The 20994-nt window shown below is 69.2% G+C and carries 28 protein-coding genes; 17 read left to right on the top strand and 11 right to left on the bottom strand.

Going from position 1 to position 20994, the window contains the following annotated elements; translation table 11 throughout:
- The first annotated feature begins 102 nt into the window (after nt 1-102).
- From msrA to coaBC, 8 genes are all read left to right on the top strand, one after another.
- A complete protein-coding gene (gene msrA, locus DOS48_RS19750; RefSeq protein WP_127117376.1) occupies nt 103-639 on the top strand; it encodes a peptide-methionine (S)-S-oxide reductase MsrA in 537 nt (178 codons plus the stop codon).
- A 151-nt stretch (nt 640-790) separates the two neighbouring features.
- Nucleotides 791-1195, top strand: a complete 405-nt coding sequence (ribH, locus tag DOS48_RS19745; RefSeq protein ID WP_127117375.1) for a 6,7-dimethyl-8-ribityllumazine synthase — start codon at nt 791-793, stop codon at nt 1193-1195.
- A 31-nt stretch (nt 1196-1226) separates the two neighbouring features.
- Nucleotides 1227-2381 carry a pyridoxal phosphate-dependent aminotransferase gene (locus DOS48_RS19740; RefSeq protein ID WP_127117374.1) on the top strand — a complete coding sequence of 385 codons (1155 nt, stop codon included), beginning with the start codon at nt 1227-1229 and terminating at the stop codon, nt 2379-2381.
- Between the two features lie 130 nt (nt 2382-2511).
- The gene (locus DOS48_RS19735) at nt 2512-3021 is read left to right on the top strand and encodes a universal stress protein (RefSeq protein WP_127117373.1); all 510 of its coding nucleotides are present in this window, start codon (nt 2512-2514) and stop codon (nt 3019-3021) included.
- An 80-nt stretch (nt 3022-3101) separates the two neighbouring features.
- Nucleotides 3102-3434 carry an Asp-tRNA(Asn)/Glu-tRNA(Gln) amidotransferase subunit GatC gene (gene gatC, locus DOS48_RS19730; RefSeq protein WP_127117372.1) on the top strand — a complete coding sequence of 111 codons (333 nt, stop codon included), beginning with the start codon at nt 3102-3104 and terminating at the stop codon, nt 3432-3434.
- Nucleotides 3434-4732, top strand: coding sequence for an Asp-tRNA(Asn)/Glu-tRNA(Gln) amidotransferase subunit GatA (gene gatA / locus DOS48_RS19725; RefSeq protein WP_127117371.1), 1299 nt, complete (start codon nt 3434-3436; stop codon nt 4730-4732). Before gatC ends, gatA begins: the two co-directional genes overlap by 1 nt.
- Nucleotides 4729-5235: a DUF5797 family protein gene (locus DOS48_RS19720; RefSeq protein WP_127117370.1), complete on the top strand. Its 507-nt coding sequence runs from the start codon at nt 4729-4731 to the stop codon at nt 5233-5235. Before gatA ends, DOS48_RS19720 begins: the two co-directional genes overlap by 4 nt.
- Before the next feature lie 130 nt (nt 5236-5365).
- Complete coding sequence (gene coaBC / locus DOS48_RS19715) at nt 5366-6535, top strand: bifunctional phosphopantothenoylcysteine decarboxylase/phosphopantothenate--cysteine ligase CoaBC (protein WP_127117369.1); 1170 nt, start codon at nt 5366-5368, stop codon at nt 6533-6535.
- Between the two features lie 91 nt (nt 6536-6626).
- Here coaBC and DOS48_RS19710 read toward each other — a convergent pair whose 3' ends face one another.
- Nucleotides 6627-7304 carry a DJ-1/PfpI family protein gene (locus tag DOS48_RS19710; RefSeq protein WP_127117368.1) on the bottom strand — a complete coding sequence of 226 codons (678 nt, stop codon included), beginning with the start codon at nt 7302-7304 and terminating at the stop codon, nt 6627-6629.
- A gap of 97 nt (nt 7305-7401) precedes the next feature.
- Entirely contained in the window at nt 7402-7686 is a 285-nt protein-coding gene (locus DOS48_RS19705; RefSeq protein ID WP_127117367.1) for a DUF357 domain-containing protein, read from the bottom strand.
- Between the two features lie 171 nt (nt 7687-7857).
- Between DOS48_RS19705 and DOS48_RS19700 the strand changes: the two genes are divergently transcribed.
- From DOS48_RS19700 to DOS48_RS19680, 5 genes are all read left to right on the top strand, one after another.
- Entirely contained in the window at nt 7858-8583 is a 726-nt protein-coding gene (locus DOS48_RS19700; RefSeq protein WP_127117366.1) for an RNase P subunit p30 family protein, read from the top strand.
- Complete coding sequence (locus tag DOS48_RS19695; RefSeq protein WP_127117365.1) at nt 8567-9214, top strand: class I SAM-dependent methyltransferase; 648 nt, start codon at nt 8567-8569, stop codon at nt 9212-9214. The genes DOS48_RS19700 and DOS48_RS19695 overlap by 17 nt, the downstream gene beginning before the upstream one ends.
- Nucleotides 9215-9221: 7 nt before the next feature.
- Complete coding sequence (locus DOS48_RS19690) at nt 9222-9701, top strand: Rpp14/Pop5 family protein (RefSeq protein WP_127117364.1); 480 nt, start codon at nt 9222-9224, stop codon at nt 9699-9701.
- A gap of 4 nt (nt 9702-9705) precedes the next feature.
- The gene (psmA, locus tag DOS48_RS19685) at nt 9706-10515 is read left to right on the top strand and encodes an archaeal proteasome endopeptidase complex subunit alpha (protein WP_127117363.1); all 810 of its coding nucleotides are present in this window, start codon (nt 9706-9708) and stop codon (nt 10513-10515) included.
- Nucleotides 10516-10625: 110 nt separating this feature from the next.
- Complete coding sequence (locus DOS48_RS19680) at nt 10626-11525, top strand: SDR family oxidoreductase (RefSeq protein ID WP_127117362.1); 900 nt, start codon at nt 10626-10628, stop codon at nt 11523-11525.
- Here DOS48_RS19680 and DOS48_RS19675 read toward each other — a convergent pair.
- Complete coding sequence (locus DOS48_RS19675; protein WP_127117361.1) at nt 11522-12034, bottom strand: hypothetical protein; 513 nt, start codon at nt 12032-12034, stop codon at nt 11522-11524. The two genes, DOS48_RS19680 and DOS48_RS19675, sit on opposite strands and share 4 nt — an antisense overlap.
- A gap of 25 nt (nt 12035-12059) precedes the next feature.
- Between DOS48_RS19675 and DOS48_RS19670 the strand changes: the two genes are divergently transcribed.
- Nucleotides 12060-12248, top strand: coding sequence for a hypothetical protein (locus tag DOS48_RS19670; protein WP_168654249.1), 189 nt, complete (start codon nt 12060-12062; stop codon nt 12246-12248).
- Between the two features lie 3 nt (nt 12249-12251).
- Nucleotides 12252-14177: a beta-CASP ribonuclease aCPSF1 gene (locus DOS48_RS19665; protein ID WP_127117360.1), complete on the top strand. Its 1926-nt coding sequence runs from the start codon at nt 12252-12254 to the stop codon at nt 14175-14177.
- A 36-nt stretch (nt 14178-14213) separates the two neighbouring features.
- Here DOS48_RS19665 and DOS48_RS19660 read toward each other — a convergent pair whose 3' ends face one another.
- The gene (locus DOS48_RS19660) at nt 14214-14963 is read right to left on the bottom strand and encodes a type IV pilin N-terminal domain-containing protein (protein ID WP_127117359.1); all 750 of its coding nucleotides are present in this window, start codon (nt 14961-14963) and stop codon (nt 14214-14216) included.
- Between the two features lie 139 nt (nt 14964-15102).
- Here DOS48_RS19660 and DOS48_RS19655 point away from each other — a divergent pair, with 139 nt between their 5' ends.
- Nucleotides 15103-15474 (top strand): methylglyoxal synthase, encoded by a 372-nt coding sequence (locus DOS48_RS19655; protein ID WP_127117358.1) that lies wholly within the window; start codon nt 15103-15105, stop codon nt 15472-15474.
- Nucleotides 15475-15582: 108 nt separating this feature from the next.
- Nucleotides 15583-16155 (top strand): hypothetical protein, encoded by a 573-nt coding sequence (locus DOS48_RS19650; RefSeq protein ID WP_127117357.1) that lies wholly within the window; start codon nt 15583-15585, stop codon nt 16153-16155.
- Nucleotides 16156-16189: 34 nt separating this feature from the next.
- On the opposite strand, the gene DOS48_RS19645 is transcribed toward DOS48_RS19650, so the two are convergent.
- The 7 genes from DOS48_RS19645 to DOS48_RS19615 all read right to left on the bottom strand — a co-directional run bounded on the left by DOS48_RS19645 (nt 16190) and on the right by DOS48_RS19615 (nt 20994).
- The gene (locus tag DOS48_RS19645) at nt 16190-16729 is read right to left on the bottom strand and encodes a hypothetical protein (RefSeq protein WP_127117356.1); all 540 of its coding nucleotides are present in this window, start codon (nt 16727-16729) and stop codon (nt 16190-16192) included.
- A gap of 59 nt (nt 16730-16788) precedes the next feature.
- Entirely contained in the window at nt 16789-17109 is a 321-nt protein-coding gene (locus DOS48_RS19640) for a transcription factor S (RefSeq protein ID WP_127117355.1), read from the bottom strand.
- Nucleotides 17110-17178: 69 nt separating this feature from the next.
- Entirely contained in the window at nt 17179-18015 is an 837-nt protein-coding gene (locus DOS48_RS19635; RefSeq protein ID WP_127117354.1) for an alanyl-tRNA editing protein, read from the bottom strand.
- A 58-nt stretch (nt 18016-18073) separates the two neighbouring features.
- Complete coding sequence (locus DOS48_RS19630; RefSeq protein WP_127117353.1) at nt 18074-18886, bottom strand: hypothetical protein; 813 nt, start codon at nt 18884-18886, stop codon at nt 18074-18076.
- Nucleotides 18883-19392 (bottom strand): hypothetical protein, encoded by a 510-nt coding sequence (locus DOS48_RS19625; protein WP_127117352.1) that lies wholly within the window; start codon nt 19390-19392, stop codon nt 18883-18885. The genes DOS48_RS19630 and DOS48_RS19625 overlap by 4 nt, the downstream gene beginning before the upstream one ends.
- Nucleotides 19385-20359: a hypothetical protein gene (locus tag DOS48_RS19620; RefSeq protein ID WP_127117351.1), complete on the bottom strand. Its 975-nt coding sequence runs from the start codon at nt 20357-20359 to the stop codon at nt 19385-19387. The genes DOS48_RS19625 and DOS48_RS19620 overlap by 8 nt, the downstream gene beginning before the upstream one ends.
- Nucleotides 20347-20994, bottom strand: coding sequence for a hypothetical protein (locus tag DOS48_RS19615; RefSeq protein ID WP_127117350.1), 648 nt, complete (start codon nt 20992-20994; stop codon nt 20347-20349). Before DOS48_RS19615 ends, DOS48_RS19620 begins: the two co-directional genes overlap by 13 nt.

Here is a 20994-nt window from a genome sequence, read left to right as displayed (position 1 = left end):
GGTCGGCGCTCGGCGAGTTAAACACCGAGGCTGCGGAGGCGATTTATAAACGGACCGCCGCGTCGCGCGCCATTAATACGTCTCCGAGCCCTTATAGAACGTATGTCCGATCAGCTCGAAACCGCGACCGTCGGCGGCGGCTGCTTCTGGTGTACCGAGGCTGCGCTCGAACAGCTCGCCGGCGTGGAGTCGGTCACGTCCGGCTACGCGGGCGGCACCGTCGACGACCCGACGTACAAGCAGGTGTGTTCCGGCAACACCGGCCACGCGGAGGTCGTGCAGGTCGAGTTCGACTCCGACGTGATCGCGTACGACGAGGTACTGGAGGCGTTCTTCGCGATCCACGACCCGACGCAGCTCAACCGACAGGGCCCCGACGTGGGGAGCCAGTACCGGTCCATCGTCCTCTATCACGGCGAGGCGCAGCGCGAGGCCGCCGCCGCCTACATCGAGGCGCTCGACGAGGAGTACGACGACGACGTGGTGACGGAGCTCGACCGGCTGGAGACGTTCTACCGGGCCGAAGAGCACCACCAGGACTACTTCGCGAAGAACCCGAACGACGCCTACTGCACGTTCCACGCCAAGCCGAAGATGGAGAAGGTCCGCGAGAAGTTCGAGGCGAAGGTCGCGGAGTAGCGCGCGGCGTCCGGAGGCGTGTGGCGTCCGGAGGCGTGCGGCCGTCTCGACCCCGAACTCACGGCCGATCCGTCCCGCGTCCCGAACGTGTTCGCCCGGCAACTGACGACCGGAACGGTAGACCTTTGCCGCCGCCGGTGTGAGCCTTCGTATGGTCTCGCTGGGACTGGTAGTGGCACGATTCAACGGCTCCGTGACGGAGCCGATGGCCGAGGCCGCCAGAGAGGCGGCCGCCGACCGCGACGCCGTCGTCGTCGACGAACTGTCGGTTCCGGGCGCGTACGACAGCCCGCTGGCCGCCGACCGGCTCGCGCGGCGGGACGAGGTCGACGCCGTCGCGGTCGTCGGCGCCATCGTCACCGGCGACACCGACCACGACCACGTCATCGCGAGCGCGACCGCGGAGAAACTCACGCAGGTGAGTCTCGACCGAGACACCCCCGTCACGTTCGGCGTGAGCGGACCGGGGATGTCCGGCGCGGAGGCGCGCGAGCGGATAGACAAGGGCGCGGACGCGGCGGAAGCCGCCATCGACCTCGCGGAGGAACTCGAATGACGACCCAGCGGTCAGACCGGAGGACACCACAATGAGCGACGCATACGACTTTTCAGAGCGGATCGGACGCGTAGAGCCCAGCGCCACGCTGGCGATATCGAACCTCGCGGCAGAGAAGGAAGCGGAAGGCGCCGACATCGTCGACCTGTCGGTCGGCGAGCCGGACTTCGACACGCCCGCGAACATCGTCGAGGCGGGCAAGGCGGCCCTCGACGCGGGGCACACCGGGTACACGTCGTCGAACGGGGTCCCGGAGTTAAAAGACGCCATCGCGGCGAAACTCCGCGGCACGGGCATCGACGCCGACGCCGACGAGGTGGTCGTCACCCCCGGCGGCAAGCAGGCGCTGTACGAGACGTTCCAGACGCTGATCGACGACGGCGACGAGGTCGTCCTGCTCGACCCGGCGTGGGTCTCCTACGAGGCGATGGTGAAACTCGCCGGCGGCGACCTCTCGCGGGTCGATCTGGCGCCGCACGGGTTCCAGCTTGAGCCCGCGCTCGACGACCTCGCCGAGACGGTCTCCGACGACACCGAACTGCTCGTCGTCAACTCGCCGTCGAACCCGACCGGCGCGGTCTTCTCCGAGGCCGCGATGGAGGGCGTCCGCGACCTGGCCGTCGAACACGACATCGCCGTCATCTCCGACGAGATCTACGAGCGGATCACCTACGACGCGGACCACGTCTCGCTCGCGAGCCTCGACGGGATGGCCGACCGCACCATCACGATCAACGGCTTCTCGAAGGCGTTCTCGATGACGGGCTGGCGGCTCGGCTACCTCCACGCGACCGAGGAGTTCGTCGGGCAGGCCGGCAAACTGCACTCCCACTCCGTCTCCTGTGCGACGAACTTCGTCCAGCGGGCGGGCGTCGAGGCGCTGGAGAACACCGACGACGCGGTCGCCGAGATGCGCGACGCGTTCCGCGAGCGCCGCGACCTCCTCGTCGAACTGTTCGACGAACACGACGTCGACGTCGACGTCGGCGACGGCGCCTTCTACATGATGATCCCGGTCGACGACGACGACCAGGCGTGGTGTGAGGCGGCCATCGAGCAGGCGTCCGTCGCCTGCGTCCCCGGCGCCGCGTTCAACGCACCCGGCTACGCCCGGATCTCCTACGCGGCGAGCGAAGAGCGCCTGCGAGAGGCGGTCGAGCGGCTCGTGTCGAACGACCTGCTGTAAGCGCGCGACGCGCTCGGCTGTCCGAACCGCACTCGACGGGTCGAGCCGGGCGATTTTCCAACGCAACAGGCCCCGAGAACCTGCGGTGCGTTTTTATCGCCGGCGCGAGAAGTTTCATTTTGGTGGTACGATGTACGACCGGATACTGTATCCGACGGACGGGAGCAGCGGGTCGAAAGCGGCGGCGGCGCACGTAAAACAGCTCGCGTCGGCGTTCGACGCGACCGTGCACGTGCTGTACGTCGTCGACACGACGCATCCCGGCGGCGGGATGACCGGCAACCCCCTCGCGGAGGAGGGCTCGTGGTTCGGCGGCAGCGGTGAGGAGAGCGAGTCGGGGATGGTCGGCGACCAAAGCGACGGCGAAAAACGCCGGGAGGCGCTCGCCGAGCGCGCCGAGGCGGTCGTCGAGGAGGCGGCCTCGGCCTTCGAGGGCGTCGAGTCCGTGACGGCCGTCGAGTACGGGACGCCCCACTCCGCCATCCTCGAATACGCCGACGAGCACGGGGTTGACCTCGTGGTGATGGGCACCCACGGGCGGACCGGCGTCGAGCGCTACCTCCTCGGCAGCGTCACGGAGAAGGTGGTCAGACTCGCGGACCCGCCGGTGGTGACGGTCCGGGCCGACGAGAGCGAGTGACGCCCCCGCAGCCGATTTTTCCGGGCGGCGCCGATGCGACGTTCCGAAACGCTTACTCCCGGAGCGAAACACCTCCGCGTATGAGCGAAACGCCTGAGTCGGCGGATGACGCGGGGGCGGCGCCCGACGGGGGCGACGCGGCCGCGGCCGTCGACGCCGAAGCGGTCCGGCACGTCGCGGACCTGGCCCGTGTCCGACTCGACGACGACGAGGTCGAGACGTTCGTCGACCAGTTCGGCGACATCCTGGAGTACTTCGAGGCGCTCGACGAGGTGCCCGAAACCGAGCGCACCGAGGAGCTCGTCAACGTGATGCGCCCCGACGAAGTCGAGGAGGGACTCACCCAAGAAGCGGCGCTCTCGAACGCCGAGGAGACGGAAGACGGCTTCTTCGTCGGCCCGAAGGTGTCGTAATGGCGGCCGACTACAACGCCTTCATCACGGAGGCGACGATCGACGGCGCAGACGACGGCCCGCTCGCCGGGAAGACAGTCGCCGTCAAAGACAACATCTCCACCGAGGGTATCAGGACGACCTGCGGCTCCGAGATGCTCGCCGACTACGTCCCGCCGTACTCCGCGACGGTCGTCGACCGACTGACCGACGCGGGCGCGACGGTGGTCGGCAAGACGAACATGGACGAGTTCGGGATGGGAACGACGACCGAGACCTCGGCGTTCGGCGCCACGCGGAACCCGGCCGACCCGGACCGCGTCCCCGGCGGCTCCTCCGGCGGATCGGCGGCGGCGGTCGCCGCGGGCGAGGCCGACATCGCGCTCGGCTCCGACACCGGCGGCTCGGTTCGCTGCCCGGCGGCCTTCTGCGGCGTCGTCGGCATCAAGCCGACCTACGGGCTCGTCTCCCGGTACGGACTCGTCGCGTACGCGAACTCCTTAGAGCAGATCGGCCCGATCGCCGGCACCGTCGAGGAGGCCGCGGCCGCGCTCGACGCGATCGCCGGCCCGGACCCGCACGACGGGACCACCCGCGACCTCGCCGAGGTCGACGGGGCCGACCCCGACGCGAACTACGCGGCGGCCGCCGACGGCGACGTCGACGGGCTCACGGTCGGCGTCCCCACCGAGCTGTTCGAGGGGGCCGACGAGCGCGTCGTCGAGACGGTCGAGGCGGCGATCGACGCGCTCGAAGCGCAGGGCGCGGAGACGACCGACATCTCGCTGCCCTCTGTCGAGCACGCGGTTCAGGCCTACTACGTCATCGCGATGGCCGAGGCGTCCTCGAACCTCGCGCGCTTCGACGGCGTGCGGTACGGGAACCGCGCCGAGTCCGACGGGAACTGGAACGAGTCGTTCGCCGAGAGCCGCGACGAGGGGTTCGGCGCGGAGGTCAAACGCCGGATCCTCCTGGGGACGTACGCGCTCTCGGCGGGCTACCACGACAAGTACTACCAGAAGGCCCAGGACGCCCGCGCGTGGGTCAGAGACGACTTCGAGGAGGCGTTCGCCGACGTCGACGTGATCGCCTCGCCGACGATGCCGGTCGTGCCCTTCGAACTCGGCGAGAGCCTCGACGACCCGCTCCGGATGTACCTCGCGGACGCGAACACGACGCCGGTGAACCTCGCGAACCTCCCGGCGATTTCGGTGCCGGCCGGCGAGGCGGACGGGCTCCCCGTGGGGCTCCAGCTCGTCGGGCCGAAGTTCGGCGAGGAGACGGTGATCCGCGCGGCGAGCGCGGTCGAGGACAGATGAGCCTGACCGACGAAGAGCGGAGCCGCCTCGCCGACATCGTCCGCCTCCAGCCGACGAAGAACGGCGAGCTCCAGGACGCGTGGGGGCTCGAAAGCGGCAGCGAAGTCCACCAGTACCTCGAAGGGCATTTAAAAGAGTACTACTACCGCGACGACGACAGCCTGATCCGGTCGACCGCGGAGGCGAACGACCTCGTCGATGTCGAACCGGGAATCGAGGCCGACGCGGTCGCGAAGGGCGGGGCGCCGGAGACCATCCGCGTCCCCGAACTGGAGGCGCAGGTGTTCGCGGTCGTCGCGGGACCCGACGAGCGCTCGCAGTCGGTCGTCGCCGTGCTCAACGCGGTCCGCGAGGCGTCCGATCTGGACCCCGAGGTCGACGCGGTGCGGCGCGCGCTCCGGAGCCTCGAACGGAAGAACGTCGTCGAGGTCGTCTACCGGACCGTGCCGACGTTCCGGTTGGCGGTCGAGCGCGACGAGATCACCGTCGAGATCGCGGAGTAGTCGGCGGAACCGCACCGGAGTGCCGGCCGACCCCCACCGCACCGGTTCGATGCGTCGACGCGGTTTTTTCAGCAAGCGAACGTCGGACAACGACATCTTATAAGCCGACGCGCCCGGAACCCTCTCAATAATGCTACAGGGGGTCAACGTCGCGCTCGGCGTCTCGGGGAGCATCGCGGCGGTGAAGGTCGTCGAACTCGCGCACGAACTGCGCCGTCACGGCGCGAGCGTGCGGGCCGTCATGTCCCCGGCGGCGACGAACATCATTCACCCGTGGGCCGTCGACTTCGCGACCGACGAGCCCGTGGTCACCGAGATCACCGGGGCCGTCGAACACGTCGAACTCTGCGGCCGAGACGGGTGGGCCGACGTGCTCCTGCTCGCGCCCGCGACCGCGAACACCGCCGGGAAGATCGCGGCCGCGGTCGACGACACCCCGGTCACGACCTGCGCGACGACGGCGCTCGGCGCTGACGTGCCGGTCGTGATGGCGCCGGCGATGCACGAGCCGATGTACGACCACCCCGGCGTCCTCGACGCGCTCGATCGGCTCGAAGCGTGGGGCGTCCGGTTCGCGGACCCTCGGATCGAGGAGGGGAAAGCGAAGATCGCCACCGAAGAAGACATCATCACGCAGCTCGCCCGCGCGACGACGCCGCAGTCGCTCGCGGGGACCCACGTGGTCGTCACCGCGGGCGCGACGAAAGAGCGGATCGACCCGATCCGCATCCTGACCAACCGAGCGTCGGGAAAGACCGGGCGGGCGGTCGCCCGCGCGCTCTACGTCCGGGGGGCGAGCGTGACGCTGGTCCAAGACGGCCCCAAAGTGCCCTACGCCGACGTGGTACGGATCGAGACCGCCGCGGAGATGATGGACGCGTGCCGCCGGACCGCGGCCACCGCGGACGCGCTGATCTCGGCGGCGGCCATCGCCGATTTCACCGCCGACGCGGTCGACGAGAAGATCCGGTCCGGGTCGCCGCTGTCGGTGAATCTCGAACCGACGCCGAAGTTAATCGACTCGGTTCGAGAGGCGTATCCCGACCTCCCGATCGTCGGATTTAAAGCCGAAACGTCCGGCGACGAGGCCGCGATGGTCGCGGAGGCGGAGCGCATCCGCGACCGGGTCGGCCTCGATTTCGTCGTCGCCAACGACGCGAGCGTGATGGGCGCCGACGAGACGCGCGTCCTCCTCGTCGGCGACGACGGGACCGACCCGGAGGAGGCCGTCGGCTCGAAGGACGCCGTAGCCGGTCGGATCGCCGACCGGCTGGCCGAGACGCTCGGCTTGTCGGCGTGAGCGCTCGGCGGCCGAACTCAGCGGGCGGCTGCGGCACTTAAAAGCGAAAACGGCAAAGCGGCGTTTCGGACGCTTCCAGGGAGCCGCGACCTTACAGCTCGTCGAGCAGCGTCGCCGCCGCGGCCGCGGACGACCCCGGCCCGCGTGCGGTGATCAGGTCGCCGTCGACCGTGACGCTCGTGTCGGCGTCGAGTTCGGCGTCCCAGTCGGCGCCGGCGAGGACGACCTCGTCTTCGACCCAGTACGGGAGTTTTCTGCCGTCCGGCATCACGTCGTGGTCGTCGACGATGTCCTCCTCCCACGCGTTCGGGAAGCCGGTCACCGAGCGCCCCTCGACGAGCGGCGTCCCGTCGGCCTCGCGGGTGAACCCGAGGATGCCGACCGCGTGGCAGACGACGAGCGCGACGCCCGCCTCGCCCGCGACCGCGTCGAGCAGGAGCTGGCGCGCGTGTCGGTCCTGGTTCACGTCCCAGACCGTCCCGTGGCCCCCGGGGAACACGACGGCGTCGTAGTCGTCGGCCGCGACCGTCGCGACCGGTTCGGGGTCGTTGAGCTTCGGGTGTTCCTCGTCGACCGCTCGTAGCTCTGCGACCCGCTCTTCGCCGCCCGCGGCCTCCGGGTCGAGCGACCGCTCGTCGACGACCGGCGGCGATCCGGACGGGGTCGCGACGGTCACGTCGACGCCCTCGGCTTCGAGGGTCGTCAGCGGCTCGATGCACTCTTCGGCCCAGTACCCCTCCTCGCTCACGACGAACAGCGCGGTGCTCATCTGTGAACTCCGTTGACGGGCGAGGTATAAAACGCGCCCGTGGCCGGAAGCAACGAGGGGCGGCGCGGGGTTTATAAGCGGTCGACCGCAGTCCGGCTCAGGTCGTGAACAGTTCCGTGTCGTCGGGGACGGCGAACAGCCCCAGCCGGACGCCGGCGTCGAGCCACCCGTAGCCGTACGAGTACGACGCGAGCGCGTTGACCGGGTCGCCGTCCGCGCGGAAGTGACGGCCGTCTTCGAGGTACGACTCCGCCATCTCGGCGATGTCGGCGGCGGCCTCGCCGAGCGGCGTCTCGGCGGGCGGGCGCGGCTCCGCGACCGCCAGGGCGTCGGCGAGCATCTGCTCGTAGCGGTCCGTCTTCTCTGCTAACTCGGCGGGCATACGCAGGTGTTCCGGCCGGCGGACAAAAGCGACCGGGTCGGCGACGGGTGGTCCGGGGGCGGCGTCGCGACCGGAGGGCGGTCGACGCGTCTCGCGTGGGGTCACGACGTGTTCGGACTCGCCCGGCCGCAAAGCGCAACGTCGATACGCTCCGAGTCGAAACGACGCGTCATGTACGAGGCCGTCCACGCACACCCCGACGGCGAGTCGACCGCCGCCCGCCACGCGGCCACGGCGGCGCGGTACGGCTACGAGGGGGTCGTCGTCCGGACGCGCGACGCGCTCGAACCGCCGCGCGACGACGGCACGCCGTCGGCCGACGCCGCCGCCTTGAGCGAGGAACACGGAATCGACGTGGTCGACGCGGTGGAGATAGACGTCGACAGCGCCACGAGCGCGTCCGGCGCGGTCGGCAACTACCGACCGAGTCGCACCGTGGTCTGTCTCGTCGGCGGCGACGACGCGCTCAACCGCTTCGCGGTCGAGGAGCCCCGGATCGACGTGTTAGTTCGGCCGATGGGCGGGTCGGGGGATTTCAACCACGTGCTCGCGAAGGCCGCCAGCGAGAACGGCGTCCACGTCGAGTTCGACTTCGGGCCGCTGCTCCGCGCGACGGGCGGGAAGCGGGTCCGCGCGCTGAGCGACCTCCGGAAGCTCCGCGAGATCGTCTCCTACTACGACGCGCCGTACGTGGTCAGCGCGAACCCGCGGTCGCACCTCGACCTCCGCGCGCCGCGAGAGGTCGTCGCCGCCGCCACGGCCGTCGGGTTCGAGGCGGAGTGGGTCAGGTCGGGGCTGCGGGCATGGGGCGATGTCGTGGCTCGAAACCGGGAGCGTGCCTCCGAGGCCTTCATAGAGCCAGGGGTCAGACTGGGACGGTATGAAGAAGACGGTTGACGAACACGCCGCTCGCTTCTCCGAGAAGGCCGCCGAGTACGACGACTCGAAGAGCGAGGAGTACCGCGCCTGCGCGGATCTGGTGATCGAACACGCCGCCCCCCGTCCCGACGACGTGGTCCTCGATCTGGGCGCCGGCACCGGCGCCATCGCGCTCGCGCTCGCGCCCGACGCCGAACGGGTCCTCGCCCGCGACATCAGCGAGGGCATGATGGCGGAGGGGCGTCGCAAGGCCGACGAGCGGGGGCTCTCGAACGTCTCCTTCGCGTACGGCGAGTTCCGAAGCCCCGAGGTCGACGCGGACCAGCGGGTCGACGTCGTCACCTCGAACTTCGCGCTCCACCACCTCGCGGACGACGAGAAGCGAGCGGCGATCCGCGAGATGGCCGCTACGGGGGCCCGCCGGATCGTCCTCGGCGACGTGGCGTTCTTCGAGACGCCGGACCCGGACGCGCCGTTCTACAGCCCGGCGGTCGACGATCCGGCCACCGTTGGCACGCTCGTCGCGGCGATCACGGCCGAGGGGTTCGCGGTCACCGCCGTCGAGCGCGTCCACGATCAGGTGGCCGTGATCGTCGCCGAGCGACTCGGTGAGAGTGACGGCGGCCACGGAACCACCACCCCGCAGTGAGCCTCGTATGAAACACCTCCCCAAACACCTCCGACCGCGGTGGCGCTACCTCGCCGTCGGCATCGAGACGTGGCCCGACGCCGAACTCGGGCGGCGAGCGTTCCAGCGCGCGCTGTGGTACGCCGCCGGCAACCTCCTCGGCGACGCCAGCAGCGCGGACGCCGACCTGACGCTGCTCTCCTTCGCACACGACGACGGCGAGGGGGAGGCGATCGTTCGGGCCCGCCACGGTCACGTCGACGAGGCGCGCGCGGCCATCGCGTGCGTGAGCGAGGTCGACGGCGACCCCGTCGGAATCCGGGTTCGGGGGATTTCGGGGACGGTACGTGCCTGTGAGGAAAGATATATGGGTCGCGCGGGCCCACCTTCGACACAGCGAGACGTCGCGTTCGAGGACACCGAGCGGTCCGCCGTGGTGCGCGAAGACGCGTACGACGTGTGGGTCGAGTCGGAGTACGTCGGCGCGACGGCGTTCGACACCGAGTGATATCATGCAGGGACAATCCCAACAGCAGGCGTACGACCGAGGAATTACTATCTTCTCTCCCGACGGCAGGCTCTACCAGGTCGAGTACGCCAGGGAGGCGGTGAAACGCGGGACCGCGAGCATCGGTATCCGCGCCGAGGACGGCGTCGTCCTCGCGGCGGACAAGCGCGCCCGGTCCCCGCTGATGGAACCGGAGAGCATCGAGAAACTCCACAAGGCCGACGACCACGCCGGCGTCGCGAGCGCGGGCCACGTCGCCGACGCCCGCCAACTCATCGACTTCGCCCGCCGGCAGGCGCAGATCAACCGCCTCCGCTACGGCGAGGCCATCGGCATCGAGACGCTCACGAAGAACATCACCGACCACATCCAGCAGTACACGCAGGTCGGCGGCGCGCGCCCCTTCGGCGTCGCGCTGATCGTCGGCGGCATCGAAGACGGCGAGCCGCGCCTGTTCGAGACCGACCCGTCCGGCACGCCCTACGAGTGGCAGGCGCTCTCGATCGGTTCGAACCGGAACGATCTCCGGGACTACCTCGAAGCGGAATACGAAGAGAACCTCTCCACCGACGAGGCGGTCGGGCTGGCGCTCGACACCCTCGCCCAGCCGAACGACGGCGAGCTGACGCCCGACGGTGTCGGCGTGGCCACGATCACGCCCGAGGACGGCTACACCGAACTCCCGACCGACGAGGTGGCGTCGATCCTCGAAGAACGCGATCTGGTCGCGAGTGAGGACGACGAGGACGAAGACGACGAGGAGAACGAGGAGAACGACGCCGACGACGCAGACGAAGACGCGTCGGACGAGTAACTCCCCCTCTCGGCGCGTCTTCGCGCCACGCGCGCTTTTGTTCCCGGTCGATTGCGTTTCGCTCGACGCGGTCGCTTGTCGAACCCTGTCAGTCGCCGGTCGGGAGAGTTATGCCGCCGGGGGGCGACCGACAACGCGTGCAGAAGACGGTACTCATCACCGGCTGTTCCTCGGGTATCGGACGCGCCGCGGCGCGGGCGTTCCTTGACGAGGGGTGGACCGTGTACGCGACCGCGCGCAATCCCGCAGATATCGAGACGCTCGGCGACGCGGGCTGTGAACTGGCCACGCTCGACGTGACGGACCAGTCCGATATCGACCGCGTCGTCGACCGCATCCTCGACGAGGAGGGGGCGATCGACGCGCTGATCAACAACGCCGGCTACGGGCAGTTCGGGCCGGTCGAGGACGTGCCGACCGCGAAGGTTCACGAGCAGTTCGACGTGAACGTGTACGGCCCGCATCGGCTCATCAAGGCCGTGTTGCCCGGTATGCGCCGCGAGCGCGAGGGAACGATCGTCAACGTGTCGTCGGTCGCCGGACGAATCTCGTTCCCCGGCGGCGGCGTCTACAGCGGCTCGAAGTTCGCCATGGAGGCGCTGTCGGACGCCCTCCGCAACGAGGTCGCGGAGTTCGGCGTCGACGTGGTCGTCGTCGAACCCGGCCCCGTGCGAACCAACTTCTCGAAGCGAGCGGAGCGAGAGGCGCCCGGAAGCGGGTCGGAGGCCGACGACGCCGACGGCGACGCGGACGACGGCGCCCTCGACCGAACGGGCGCTTACGAGGCGTTCTACGCGCTCTTCGAGGAGACGCAGTTGGTCGGCGGCGACGGCCCCGGCGCGGTGGAGCCGGAGGTCGTCGCCGACGCCATCGTCAACGCCGCGAGCGCGACCCAGCCGCCGGCGCGCGTCCAGCCCGGCACCGTCGCTCGCGTCGGCGTCCTCGCGCGGTTCCTCCCCGACTCGGTCCTCGACGCGGGGTACGACTTCGTCCGGAAGTTCACGAGTTAAGCGTCCTCGTCCGACGGCGACACCGCGAACGGGCTCGCTTCCTCTCGCCAGTCCCAGCCGGGGAGCCGCGTCTGGAACCCCGCCGCGAGCGCGGCGTCGAGGTCGTCCGCGCCGGCGGCCCCCGCCCCGTCCGCCGTCTCGTCTCCGCTCACCCGCACGTCGACGAGGTGGAAGGTCGCCTGCGCGAGCAGCGAGAGCGGGCGTCCGCCGGCGACGGTCGCCGCCAGCTCGCGGCCGAGGACCTCGTCGACCACGAAGCCCGGATAGTCGCCCGCCACGTCGAGGTCGCGGAGCAGCGCCACGCAGGCGGCGACGTTGACCGCCACCTCGCCGTCGGCGAACACCGCGTTCACCTCTCTGCGATACGTCTCGGGGGCCACGGAGTCCACGTCGGTTTCGAAGAGCCGACCCAGCCGCTCGCGGGTCTCGTTGAGAATCGGGACGACGACCGGGGCTCGCTCGCGGACCCACGCGCGTTCCCGTCGGACCGTCTCGGGCGTGATTCGCATACGCTTCTTTTCACGACAAGGGGGTTTGCCCTTTGCGAAGGGTTTTATAACGGCCGGGATAATCTTCTTGCAAGCGGGTTTTCGCAGGCTGTTCCCGCACGGTTCCGTCTACGGACAGTACTACCACTATGCCTACTCCGTCACGGTCGACCGTTCGTTGCCGAGGCGCGTCCTGCCGCTCGACGACGACGGCGGTCCCGACGACCCGCAGTGAGATATGAGTCAAGTCGATAAGCAACTCGATACCATAAAATCAGAGATCGAACAGGAGATTCCGAACGACATCACGGTCACCGACGTCAAATACGAGGGGCCGGAACTGGTCGTGTACACCCGCGATCCGAAGCGGTTCGCCGGTGACGGCGACCTCATTCGTCGGCTCGCCTCAAAGCTCCGGAAGCGGATCACCGTCCGTCCGGACCCGAGCGCGCTCGCCCCGCCGGCGCGCGCCGAAGAGGAGGTCCGTTCGGTGATCCCCGAGGAGGCCGGCGTGACCGACCTCGACTTCCACGAAGACACCGGCGAGGTCGTCATCGAGGCCGAAAAGCCCGGCATGGTGATCGGCCGCCGCGGTTCGACGCTCCGGGAGATCACCCAGGAGGTCGGCTGGACGCCGGAAGTCGTGCGGACGCCACCGATCGAATCCTCCACCGTTTCGAACGTCCGCGGATTCCTGAAAAACGAGCGCGAGGAGCGGCGCGACATCCTCGAACGCGTCGGGCGACAGATCCACCGCGAGGAGATGTCCGACGACGAGTGGGTCCGGATCACGACGCTCGGCTGCTGTCGCGAGGTCGGCCGCGCCGCCTTCATCCTCTCGACGCCCGAGACGCGGATCCTGATCGACTGCGGCGACAAGCCGGGCGCCGAGGGCGAGGTCCCGTACCTCCAGGTCCCCGAGGCGCTCGGGGCCGGCGCCGCGACGCTCGACGCGGTCATCCTCACGCACGCCCACCTCGACCACTCGGCGTTGATGCCGCTCTTATTTAAGTACGGCTACGACGGCCCGATATACACGACGGAGCCGACCCGCGACCTGATGGGTCTGCTCACGCTCGACTACCTCGATGTCGCCGCCAAGGACGGTCGGACGCCGCCCTACGAGTCCGCACAGGTCCGCGAGGCGATCAAACACACCATCCCGCTGGAGTACGGCGACGTGACGGACATCGCGCCGGACGTGAAACTCACCTTCCACAACGCGGGCCACATCCTCGGGAGCGCCGTCACTCACTTCCACATCGGAGACGGGCTCTACAACGTCGCGTTCTCCGGCGACATCCACTACGAGGACACGCGCCTGTTCAACGGCGCCGTCAACGACTTCCCGCGGGTCGAGACGCTCGTCTTGGAGTCCACCTACGGCGGTCGCGACGACTACCAGACCGATCAGGCGGACTCCGAGGAGGCGTTAAAGGAGGTCATCAACGAGACGTACGAGGCGGGCGGGAAGGTCGTCATCCCCGCGTTCGCCGTGGGACGGTCCCAAGAGATCATGCTCGTCTTAGAGGAGGCGATGCGGAACGGCGATATCCCGGAGATGCCCGTCCACCTCGACGGGATGATCTGGGAGGCGACCGCGATCCACACCACCTACCCCGAGTACCTCCGCGACGACCTCCGCGACCGCATCTTCCACGACGACGAGAACCCGTTCCTCGCCGACCAGTTCAACCACATCGACGGCGGCGAAGACGAGCGGCAGGACGTCGCCGACGGCGACGAGTGTATCATCATCTCCACGTCGGGGATGATCGAGGGCGGCCCCATCATGTCGTGGCTGCGCCACATCGGCCCCGAGCCCGATTCGAACCTCGTGTTCGTCGGCTACCAGGCACAGGGAACGCTCGGTCGCCGGATCCAGAACGGCTGGGACGAGATTCCCGTCGACGGCTGGGGCGGCGGCGGTCGCGGCGACACTCTCACCCTAGAGATGGGGACCGAGGTCGTCGACGGCTTCTCCGGCCACGCCGACCGGCAGGGGTTAGAGAACTTCGTGAAGACGATGAACCCGCGTCCGGAGAAGGTGCTGTGCGTTCACGGCGACGAGCGCTCCGTCCAGGACCTCTCGTCGGCGCTGTACCACGACTACAACATGCGGACGTTCGCGCCCAAGAACCTGGAGACGTTCCGGTTTAAGTAACCGAGTCGTCCGCGGCTCCGTGACCGTCGACGGGCCTCAACAACCGGGCTTGCTCCGCGCTGTCGGCTTGTCGGTCGCCGCGGTCGCGACTGCGGTCGTTCTGGCGATCGGCTGTTTGTCGTTGACGCCGATGAACAATATCTCCACGGAGTCGCCCGGCTCCATCGGGCGGTCGCCGCTGAAGTCGACCGGATACCTGTTTTCGACCCGGAAGAAGGGCTCGTCGCCGCCGCGAGCGATGTCGTTCTGGTTCGACTCGACATATTGCTCTCCCCCGATCTTGTCTGGATCAGTTTCTCCTCCGCCTTGATACCGGTTGTGAGCCATCCGGATCGTGAGCGTGTCGCCGACGCCGAAATCGCCCGTGCAGAACTCCCCGACATCGCCGTCGTGGAACGTCTGGTTGGAGTCAGCGTCGAAGCGGTTCGGATTCAGGAACCGAACCTGACCGCTCTCGCCGTCGCTGCCTTCCCAGCGGATCAGTATCGAACCGATCTCGTCGCCCTGGAAGGTCGGCCCCGCGACGTAGGGCACACGAACGATGTCGATGTCACCGCGGGGCGGAGGTGAGTAGCTGTCGTTGCCGTCCCATCCGCCCCACGATCGGTTTTCGGGCCCGAGCGTCACCTCGGCGTCGCCGAAACCGCGCAGCTCTTGCGGCTCCGCGAGCCCGCTCTCGAAGTCGAACACGGCGACGCCGATGGTCGCCGCGATTATCACGACGAGGGCGACCATGAGAATCGTGGCGACGACACTCGTGACGCCGCGGTCGCGGCTACGGTCCATCGCTCGCTCCGGCGCAGGCGACCTGACTGCGACTCATACCGGTACAACGGCCCGTTCCGGACCTATACGTTCCGATCCACATATCAGTTCTAATACTGGTTTTCAGTACTCACTTATACCGTAAGCGAGAACGGAACGTATGCGCATCGCCCTTATCGCTCACGACGAACTGAAAGACGAGATGGTCGAGTTCGTCACCGCTCACGCCGACGCGCTCGGCGCGTGCGAACTCGTCACCACCGGCACGACCGGGAAACGCATCGCCGACGCGACGGGGTTGACCGTGGACCGCCAGGCCTCGGGCCCCTACGGAGGCGACCTCCAGATCGGCGCGGAGATCGCCGACGAAAAGATCGACGGCGTCGTCTTCCTCCGCGACCCGCTTACCGCGCAGGCTCACGAGCCCGATATCTCCGCGCTCTTGCGCGTCTGTGACGTGAAAGACGTCCCGCTCGCGACGAACGTCGCCTCCGCGGAGCTCCTCGTCGGGGGACTCTTAAACGAGGCGTGACCGGGGCGACACCCTCCGGTGACGCGGTCTGACGACGCGTCTCTCTGAGTATCACACCGGATAACCGATCCCGCGCCGTTTTTATCCGCCCTGACAAATATCCACTCGATGACACGCCGCGTCAAGCCCGCGACCGCCGCGTTCGCCGCGTGTGCCGTCGCGCTGCTCGTCGTGACGGCGACCGTCGCGAGCGGCGCCCTCGTCGGTGGCGCGGCGGCGGTCGACGGCGACACGGCCGAGACGGCTGCCATCGACGCGGACGAACCGACCGACGGCGAGGGGTTCGCCGGCGCTAGTCTCGGTCAGATGTCCGGCGATGACCGAGCCGAGTCGCCCACGCGGTGCTTCTCGGGGAAGGGGTACCCGATCGGTATCGGCGACGGGCAGACGAGGATCGCGACGATCGTTCACCTCTCCGTGCTGACCGACCCCGCCGCCGGCAACGAGTTCGGGTTGGAGGCGGCGGGGACCATCGCCGGAGACCCGATCGTGACGCTCGGCGCGGGGGTCCGGTTGACCGCGCGCGACGCGATCGCGAACGGCCTGGACCCCTTCGCGGCGTTCGACGTGTTGTACGCCTACGAGCTTCACCTCCCGATGTTCGCCGGCGCCATCGACGAGTCGGACTACCGCGACGACGGCTCGCCGATCGATTCGAGCGCGACGCCGGTGCCCTGTTAGACTCTCACGGGGATCAACACGGCCGCTCGCCGCGTCACGCCGGTGACTCGATCTCGCGTACGATCGCGATCAGCTCGCTTCGGGCGTCCGCGGGGCCCGTTCCGTCCGGATACGCGTCCTCGTCGAGTGGATACGCGCCCCCGCCGAGGAGGTACTCGCCGGCCACCCAGACCGCGAGCAGCGCCTCGACGCGCACGCCGCGCCTGTCGCCGACCCGCGCGACGCCGCGGAACGTCGACAGCGTCGCTCGCGACGCGTTCGGGTCGGCGACCGATATCTCTCGGTCGCCGCGGTGCTCCACGGCGTCGATCGCGCGGTCGGCGAGCCGGTCGCGGAACCCGGCTCGCGCCTTTCGCTCGACGAGCGCGGTGAGCGCCCGGTTCGGCGCGCTCGGCGGCCGGATGCGGAGGCGGCTCGCGAAACAGAACGGGCGAGGCGGGTCCGCCAACGCCCGCTCGTACCGCACCGTGCTCGCGTCGACGGAGACCGGGCCGGCGACGAACGCCTGCTCGGCGGTCTCGTCGACGAGCCGCCAGTCGTCGAGGCGGTCGCGCGGAACGACGGGCGGGTCCATGGAGGCGGTTCTGCACCGAGACAGTTAAAAGAGACGCGGCGGCCGGGGGGTCGGTGAGTTCAGTGGTCGTCTTCTCGCCACTTGTGTTCACACTCGGTACAGACGAAAAAGCGGGTCTCGGACTCGTCCGCCGACCGGATCTGCTGCATGTACCAGTACGCGCGGCCGTTGCCACACTCCGGACAGTGTGCGTTCGTCTGCGGGAGCCCCTTGTCTTCCGCGTCGCTCACGTCGATAATTTCGGACTCGACCTGCGACTCCGTGGTCCACTCGTCGTCGTCTGACTCGCGGCCGATCTCGTAGCCACAGGAGTCACACACCCAGTGGTCCTCGCCCTCGCCGGACTTCATCATCGATCCGCACTCGTCGCAGAACTTCATGGCGGAACCAACCGCGGATCGTATTTAAACGGCGGGATCGCTCCCTACGGGCGGCGCGTCAGCGCGACCTCACGTCTCCCCGAGGTGGTCGGCGAGCGCGAACCGGACGCGCTCCTCGTCGCTCCCCTTCGTCTCGCGGCCCGTGACGACGACGCGGCCGATGTCGGCGGTGGTCGCGACGTGCGTCCCCGCACAGGCGGTCCGGTCGTACGGTTCGGTGCCGTCGTCCGCACCGCCGGGCGATCCGATCTCGACGATCCGTAGCTCCGTGATCGAGTCGGGAAGCAGGTCGATTCGCGTGCGGTCGGTGTCGAGCGTCTCTTCGGCCGCCGCGCGCTCCATGGTGTAGCGTTCGACGGGACGGTCTTCGTCGATGAGCTCGTTGAGCCGCGTTTCGATCCGGTCGAGGTCGCTCGCCTCGAAGCGGTCGTACGCCGCGTCGAGGTGGGCGTGGTCGTCGTAGAGCTGATTTCCGGTCGTCGACGCGTCGAACTCGTCGACGAGCAGCGCCGAGAGCAGATGCTGTGCCGTGTGATACCGCGAGTGCGCGCGGCGGCGATCCACCGCAATCTCGCCGATGACCGCGGTTCCGGGCTCCGGGAGGGGCACCGGATCGTCCGCCGAAGCCGCCTCGACCGGTTCGAGCGTGTGATAAATCGTGTCCGTCTTCTGGACGTCGACGACCCGCCACCGCCGGCCGGCGTCGGCGGCCTCGGCCGTCTGACCGTCGGCCCCGTCGTTCGTCGCCGACGCGGCGACCCGGAGCGTCCCGGTGTCGTGCGGTTGGCCGCCCCCGGTTGGGTAGAAATGCGTCCGGTCGAGGACGACGCGGTCGTCAAGCGCCCGTTCGACGGTCGCCTCGAACGTCGTCACCGCGTCGTCCGCGAGGTACAACTGCTCGGTCATACGCGAACGATGCGGCCCAGCGGGCTTAGGTGATGTGGCGGGGCCGCAACCGAACGCCTCAGCGAAGGAGGCGGACGTTGACGGCGTCGTCCGCGACGAACACCGTGTCGCTGTGGTTGAGATGTGCGACGACGGTGTCGTTTGCGGTGTCAGTCGCGTCCGTGTTCACGGAGAACCCGTCGGTGCGAACGAAGTACCGTTCCCACGCCTCGGCGTACGGCGACTCGATCCACAGGTCGAAGGGACCGTCGTCGGCGCTGGCGTCCGCCGTCTCCACGAGTTGGGGACGAGAGGACCGTTCGACGACGATCTGGACCGTCCCCTCCTGTTCGACGGTCTCTTCGCCGAGCGGGTACAATCGAACGATCGGGAGCGTCGTCCGCCCGTCCGCGGCGACGAACCGCGGCTCGGAGCGCATCACGGCGCCCGTGCCGTCGCCGCGGAACCACGCTCCGTTCTCGTACGCGATCGTCGTGTCCCCGCTCGTGTACGTGAGCGAGCGGCTGTCGAGCGACCGCCCGACGAGGCCGCCGGACGCGTTCCGCAGTTCCACGGCGGTCGGCTCCGTGAGCGAGATCGTTCCGCCACTGAGCCGGATCTCCGTGGAGCGGCTCGGGTCGCCGTATCGCTGCACGTCTCGCACGTTGTCGTCGAACACGTCGAAGGCGCGCTCGACGTTCGCGACGCGCTCGGCCGCCTGTCGGTCTTCGAGCCCCGTGATCCCGACCGCAAACACCGTACCGATCGTTATCGTCACGAGCGAGAAGATCAGGACGTAGCCGACGACGTTGCTCACGCCGCGCGCGTCGCTCGCGAAGGCCGTCCGCTCTCCGTCCCCGATCGAGACGGTCGGCGATCGCCGGTCCGTCATCGCTCCACCACGGTCAGGTTGCCGGCGTCGGCGCCGGTGGAACTGTACGCGAGCCGTATCGACCCGCCGCGGACCGTCGCCGGGGTGACGTTCAGCCGCGCCGCGTGGTCGATGACGAGCGTCGTCTCGGGGCGTTCGGTGCGCAGCGTCACCGCGTCGTCGTCGACCGTAATCTCGTAGGGAACCCCGGCGACCCGGCTCGGGAGGCGAACGACGACCGAGACGTTGGCGGCCGTCGCTCCGGGGTCGGTCGACCGGTCGACCTCCGACGCGCGCGCCAGCCGGTCGGCGCTCTCGACGTTCGCCGCCGCGGTCTGGCCGAGGACCGAGAGGTCGCTTTCCACCGTGCGCTCCGTCTGAGATTCGACCACGCCGCCGACGCCGATGGCGACCCCCGAGAGCAAGATGGCGCCGATGGCGAGCGTCATGACGTAGCCGACGGTGACGCTCACGGCGCGCCCGTCGTCCCGGAAGCGAGCGCCGCCGGAGCCGCGCGGGTCACGCATCGGGCTCACCGGGTGCGACCCGTACGGCGGTCTCGAACCGCAGGTCCGCGGTCCGGTACCAGAGGTTGATCGTCGCCTCGTAGGTGGCGGGCTGTCGCGCCGCGGTGAGGTCGGTCGTGACGGTGTCACCGGAGCGCGGCCGCGCGGTCACGGTCACCTCGCCGGCGGCCTCGCTCGCATTTATCAGGCCGATGTCGTAGGCGTCGCCGGGGGCGACGAGCGACGGCGGCCAGATCCCCGGACACGGCCGGTCTCCGAGCCTTTCGGCGGTGAAGTCGACGACGACGCGGTCGTCCGGCGGGACCGAACAGCGGACGCTCGGCTCGCCGCCGTCCTCGCCGACCGCGACCGTGACGTTGCCGTCGGTCCCGTTGTACACGTACACTTGTCGGCTCCCGCCCGTCGACGCGTTGAGGTCGACGTGGAACGCGTCGGTGTCGGCGTTCGCCGCGTCCGTGTCGGTAAGTCCGGTCGGGTCGGCCGCGAACACGAAGCCCCGCGTCCGGTCGACATCGCCCGCGAGCGTCGCCGCGCTCGGATCGGCCGCGGCCAGCGCGGCGGCGATGCGGCTCCCGTTTTCGGTCCCCACCAGTTCGACGCGCGCGACGCCACCGCGCTCCGCGTAGGACCGCGCCATCGCCTCGTCGAGGTCCGCGACCCCGGCCCGGACGGTCGTCTCGGCGTCGCCGTGTCCGCTCGGTCCCGCGCGGTTGGTCGAGTCGAGGAGCTCGCCCGTCCCGCCGACCGCGGTCGAGCGCACCTCCATCGCCTCTCCGTCGGCCGATTCGATCCCGCGGGTCGCGACGTTCTCGCTGTAGATAGTCGAGTTGAGAAGCACCACCAACACCACGAGCGACACGGCCATCACCAGCCCCGCGACGAGCAGCAGCTGGCCGCGGTCGCTGCCGCGGGCGCCGTCGCCGAACAGGCCCCCCCGGTCCGGGAGGTCGAAGCTCACATCCGCCATACGATCATGCGCACCTCCACGTGGGTGAAAAGCGGTCCGGAGGCCGTCTCGGTCGCGTAGAACGCGCCCGGATCGGTCCCGTCCGCCAGTCCCCGCAGCGTCGTGTCCGTGTAGTTCGGCGCGGTCAAGTTCGCGTCGTCCGGGAGCGCGACCGTTCGGGTCGCGGTCACCGCGTTGTTGCTCGGCTCGCCCATGTCGACGAGCGAGGTCACGTTCCGCTCCGTGCGCGCCGACGTGTTGTAGTGGCGGAGTTCGACGTTGACCGCGATCGACCGCTCAACGAACGTCCGGTTCAGCGACTCGCCGAACGGCCCGAGCGCGGCGTCGAAGCCGTTCGGCCCCCTCGCTTGGGTGTATCCCTCGCCGTCGACGTCGGGGGGGCTGTCGACGAACGTCTCGTTTTCCGGGTCCCAGCGCAGTATCGCCGCCGTGAGGTCGCCGTTCTCGGCGCTCGTCGTCAGGAAGTCCGTGGCGACCGCCCGCTCCTGGTTCTCGATGTGCTGGTTCGACGTGCTGGCCGAAAGCGGCGTCACGGCGGTCGCCTGCAGCGCGAAGGTGAGCCCGGCGACGAGCAGTATCGCCGCCGCGAACGCCTCCAGCGTGTGCGCCTGTCCCCGGTCGTTCGACGAGCCCAT

Source organism: Halorubrum sp. PV6, from assembly GCF_003990725.2.
GTDB lineage: Archaea > Halobacteriota > Halobacteria > Halobacteriales > Haloferacaceae > Halorubrum.
The sequence above is the reverse complement of the archived record's forward strand: the minus strand, read 5'-3'. Positions and strand labels throughout refer to the sequence as shown.

What these genes read in the sequence shown, in the direction of transcription:
- DOS48_RS19650 (WP_127117357.1), top strand. Translation starts at nt 15,583, where the DNA reads ATGACACGCCGCGTCAAGCCCGCGACCGCCGCGTTCGCCGCGTGTGCC.
- DOS48_RS19620 (WP_127117351.1), bottom strand. Translation starts at nt 20,359, where the DNA reads ATGGCGGATGTGAGCTTCGACCTCCCGGACCGGGGGGGCCTGTTCGGC.
- DOS48_RS19705 (WP_127117367.1), bottom strand. Translation starts at nt 7,686, where the DNA reads ATGCCCGCCGAGTTAGCAGAGAAGACGGACCGCTACGAGCAGATGCTC.
- DOS48_RS19625 (WP_127117352.1), bottom strand. Translation starts at nt 19,392, where the DNA reads ATGCGTGACCCGCGCGGCTCCGGCGGCGCTCGCTTCCGGGACGACGGG.
- DOS48_RS19680 (WP_127117362.1), top strand. Translation starts at nt 10,626, where the DNA reads ATGCCGCCGGGGGGCGACCGACAACGCGTGCAGAAGACGGTACTCATC.
- DOS48_RS19740 (WP_127117374.1), top strand. Translation starts at nt 1,227, where the DNA reads ATGAGCGACGCATACGACTTTTCAGAGCGGATCGGACGCGTAGAGCCC.
- DOS48_RS19690 (WP_127117364.1), top strand. Translation starts at nt 9,222, where the DNA reads ATGAAACACCTCCCCAAACACCTCCGACCGCGGTGGCGCTACCTCGCC.
- msrA (WP_127117376.1), top strand. Translation starts at nt 103, where the DNA reads ATGTCCGATCAGCTCGAAACCGCGACCGTCGGCGGCGGCTGCTTCTGG.
- DOS48_RS19675 (WP_127117361.1), bottom strand. Translation starts at nt 12,034, where the DNA reads ATGCGAATCACGCCCGAGACGGTCCGACGGGAACGCGCGTGGGTCCGC.
- gatC (WP_127117372.1), top strand. Translation starts at nt 3,102, where the DNA reads ATGAGCGAAACGCCTGAGTCGGCGGATGACGCGGGGGCGGCGCCCGAC.
- DOS48_RS19665 (WP_127117360.1), top strand. Translation starts at nt 12,252, where the DNA reads ATGAGTCAAGTCGATAAGCAACTCGATACCATAAAATCAGAGATCGAA.
- DOS48_RS19635 (WP_127117354.1), bottom strand. Translation starts at nt 18,015, where the DNA reads ATGACCGAGCAGTTGTACCTCGCGGACGACGCGGTGACGACGTTCGAG.
- DOS48_RS19720 (WP_127117370.1), top strand. Translation starts at nt 4,729, where the DNA reads ATGAGCCTGACCGACGAAGAGCGGAGCCGCCTCGCCGACATCGTCCGC.
- DOS48_RS19615 (WP_127117350.1), bottom strand. Translation starts at nt 20,994, where the DNA reads ATGGGCTCGTCGAACGACCGGGGACAGGCGCACACGCTGGAGGCGTTC.
- psmA (WP_127117363.1), top strand. Translation starts at nt 9,706, where the DNA reads ATGCAGGGACAATCCCAACAGCAGGCGTACGACCGAGGAATTACTATC.
- DOS48_RS19660 (WP_127117359.1), bottom strand. Translation starts at nt 14,963, where the DNA reads ATGGACCGTAGCCGCGACCGCGGCGTCACGAGTGTCGTCGCCACGATT.
- DOS48_RS19700 (WP_127117366.1), top strand. Translation starts at nt 7,858, where the DNA reads ATGTACGAGGCCGTCCACGCACACCCCGACGGCGAGTCGACCGCCGCC.
- DOS48_RS19630 (WP_127117353.1), bottom strand. Translation starts at nt 18,886, where the DNA reads ATGACGGACCGGCGATCGCCGACCGTCTCGATCGGGGACGGAGAGCGG.
- DOS48_RS19710 (WP_127117368.1), bottom strand. Translation starts at nt 7,304, where the DNA reads ATGAGCACCGCGCTGTTCGTCGTGAGCGAGGAGGGGTACTGGGCCGAA.
- gatA (WP_127117371.1), top strand. Translation starts at nt 3,434, where the DNA reads ATGGCGGCCGACTACAACGCCTTCATCACGGAGGCGACGATCGACGGC.
- ribH (WP_127117375.1), top strand. Translation starts at nt 791, where the DNA reads ATGGTCTCGCTGGGACTGGTAGTGGCACGATTCAACGGCTCCGTGACG.
- coaBC (WP_127117369.1), top strand. Translation starts at nt 5,366, where the DNA reads ATGCTACAGGGGGTCAACGTCGCGCTCGGCGTCTCGGGGAGCATCGCG.
- DOS48_RS19695 (WP_127117365.1), top strand. Translation starts at nt 8,567, where the DNA reads ATGAAGAAGACGGTTGACGAACACGCCGCTCGCTTCTCCGAGAAGGCC.
- DOS48_RS19645 (WP_127117356.1), bottom strand. Translation starts at nt 16,729, where the DNA reads ATGGACCCGCCCGTCGTTCCGCGCGACCGCCTCGACGACTGGCGGCTC.
- DOS48_RS19655 (WP_127117358.1), top strand. Translation starts at nt 15,103, where the DNA reads ATGCGCATCGCCCTTATCGCTCACGACGAACTGAAAGACGAGATGGTC.
- DOS48_RS19735 (WP_127117373.1), top strand. Translation starts at nt 2,512, where the DNA reads ATGTACGACCGGATACTGTATCCGACGGACGGGAGCAGCGGGTCGAAA.
- DOS48_RS19640 (WP_127117355.1), bottom strand. Translation starts at nt 17,109, where the DNA reads ATGAAGTTCTGCGACGAGTGCGGATCGATGATGAAGTCCGGCGAGGGC.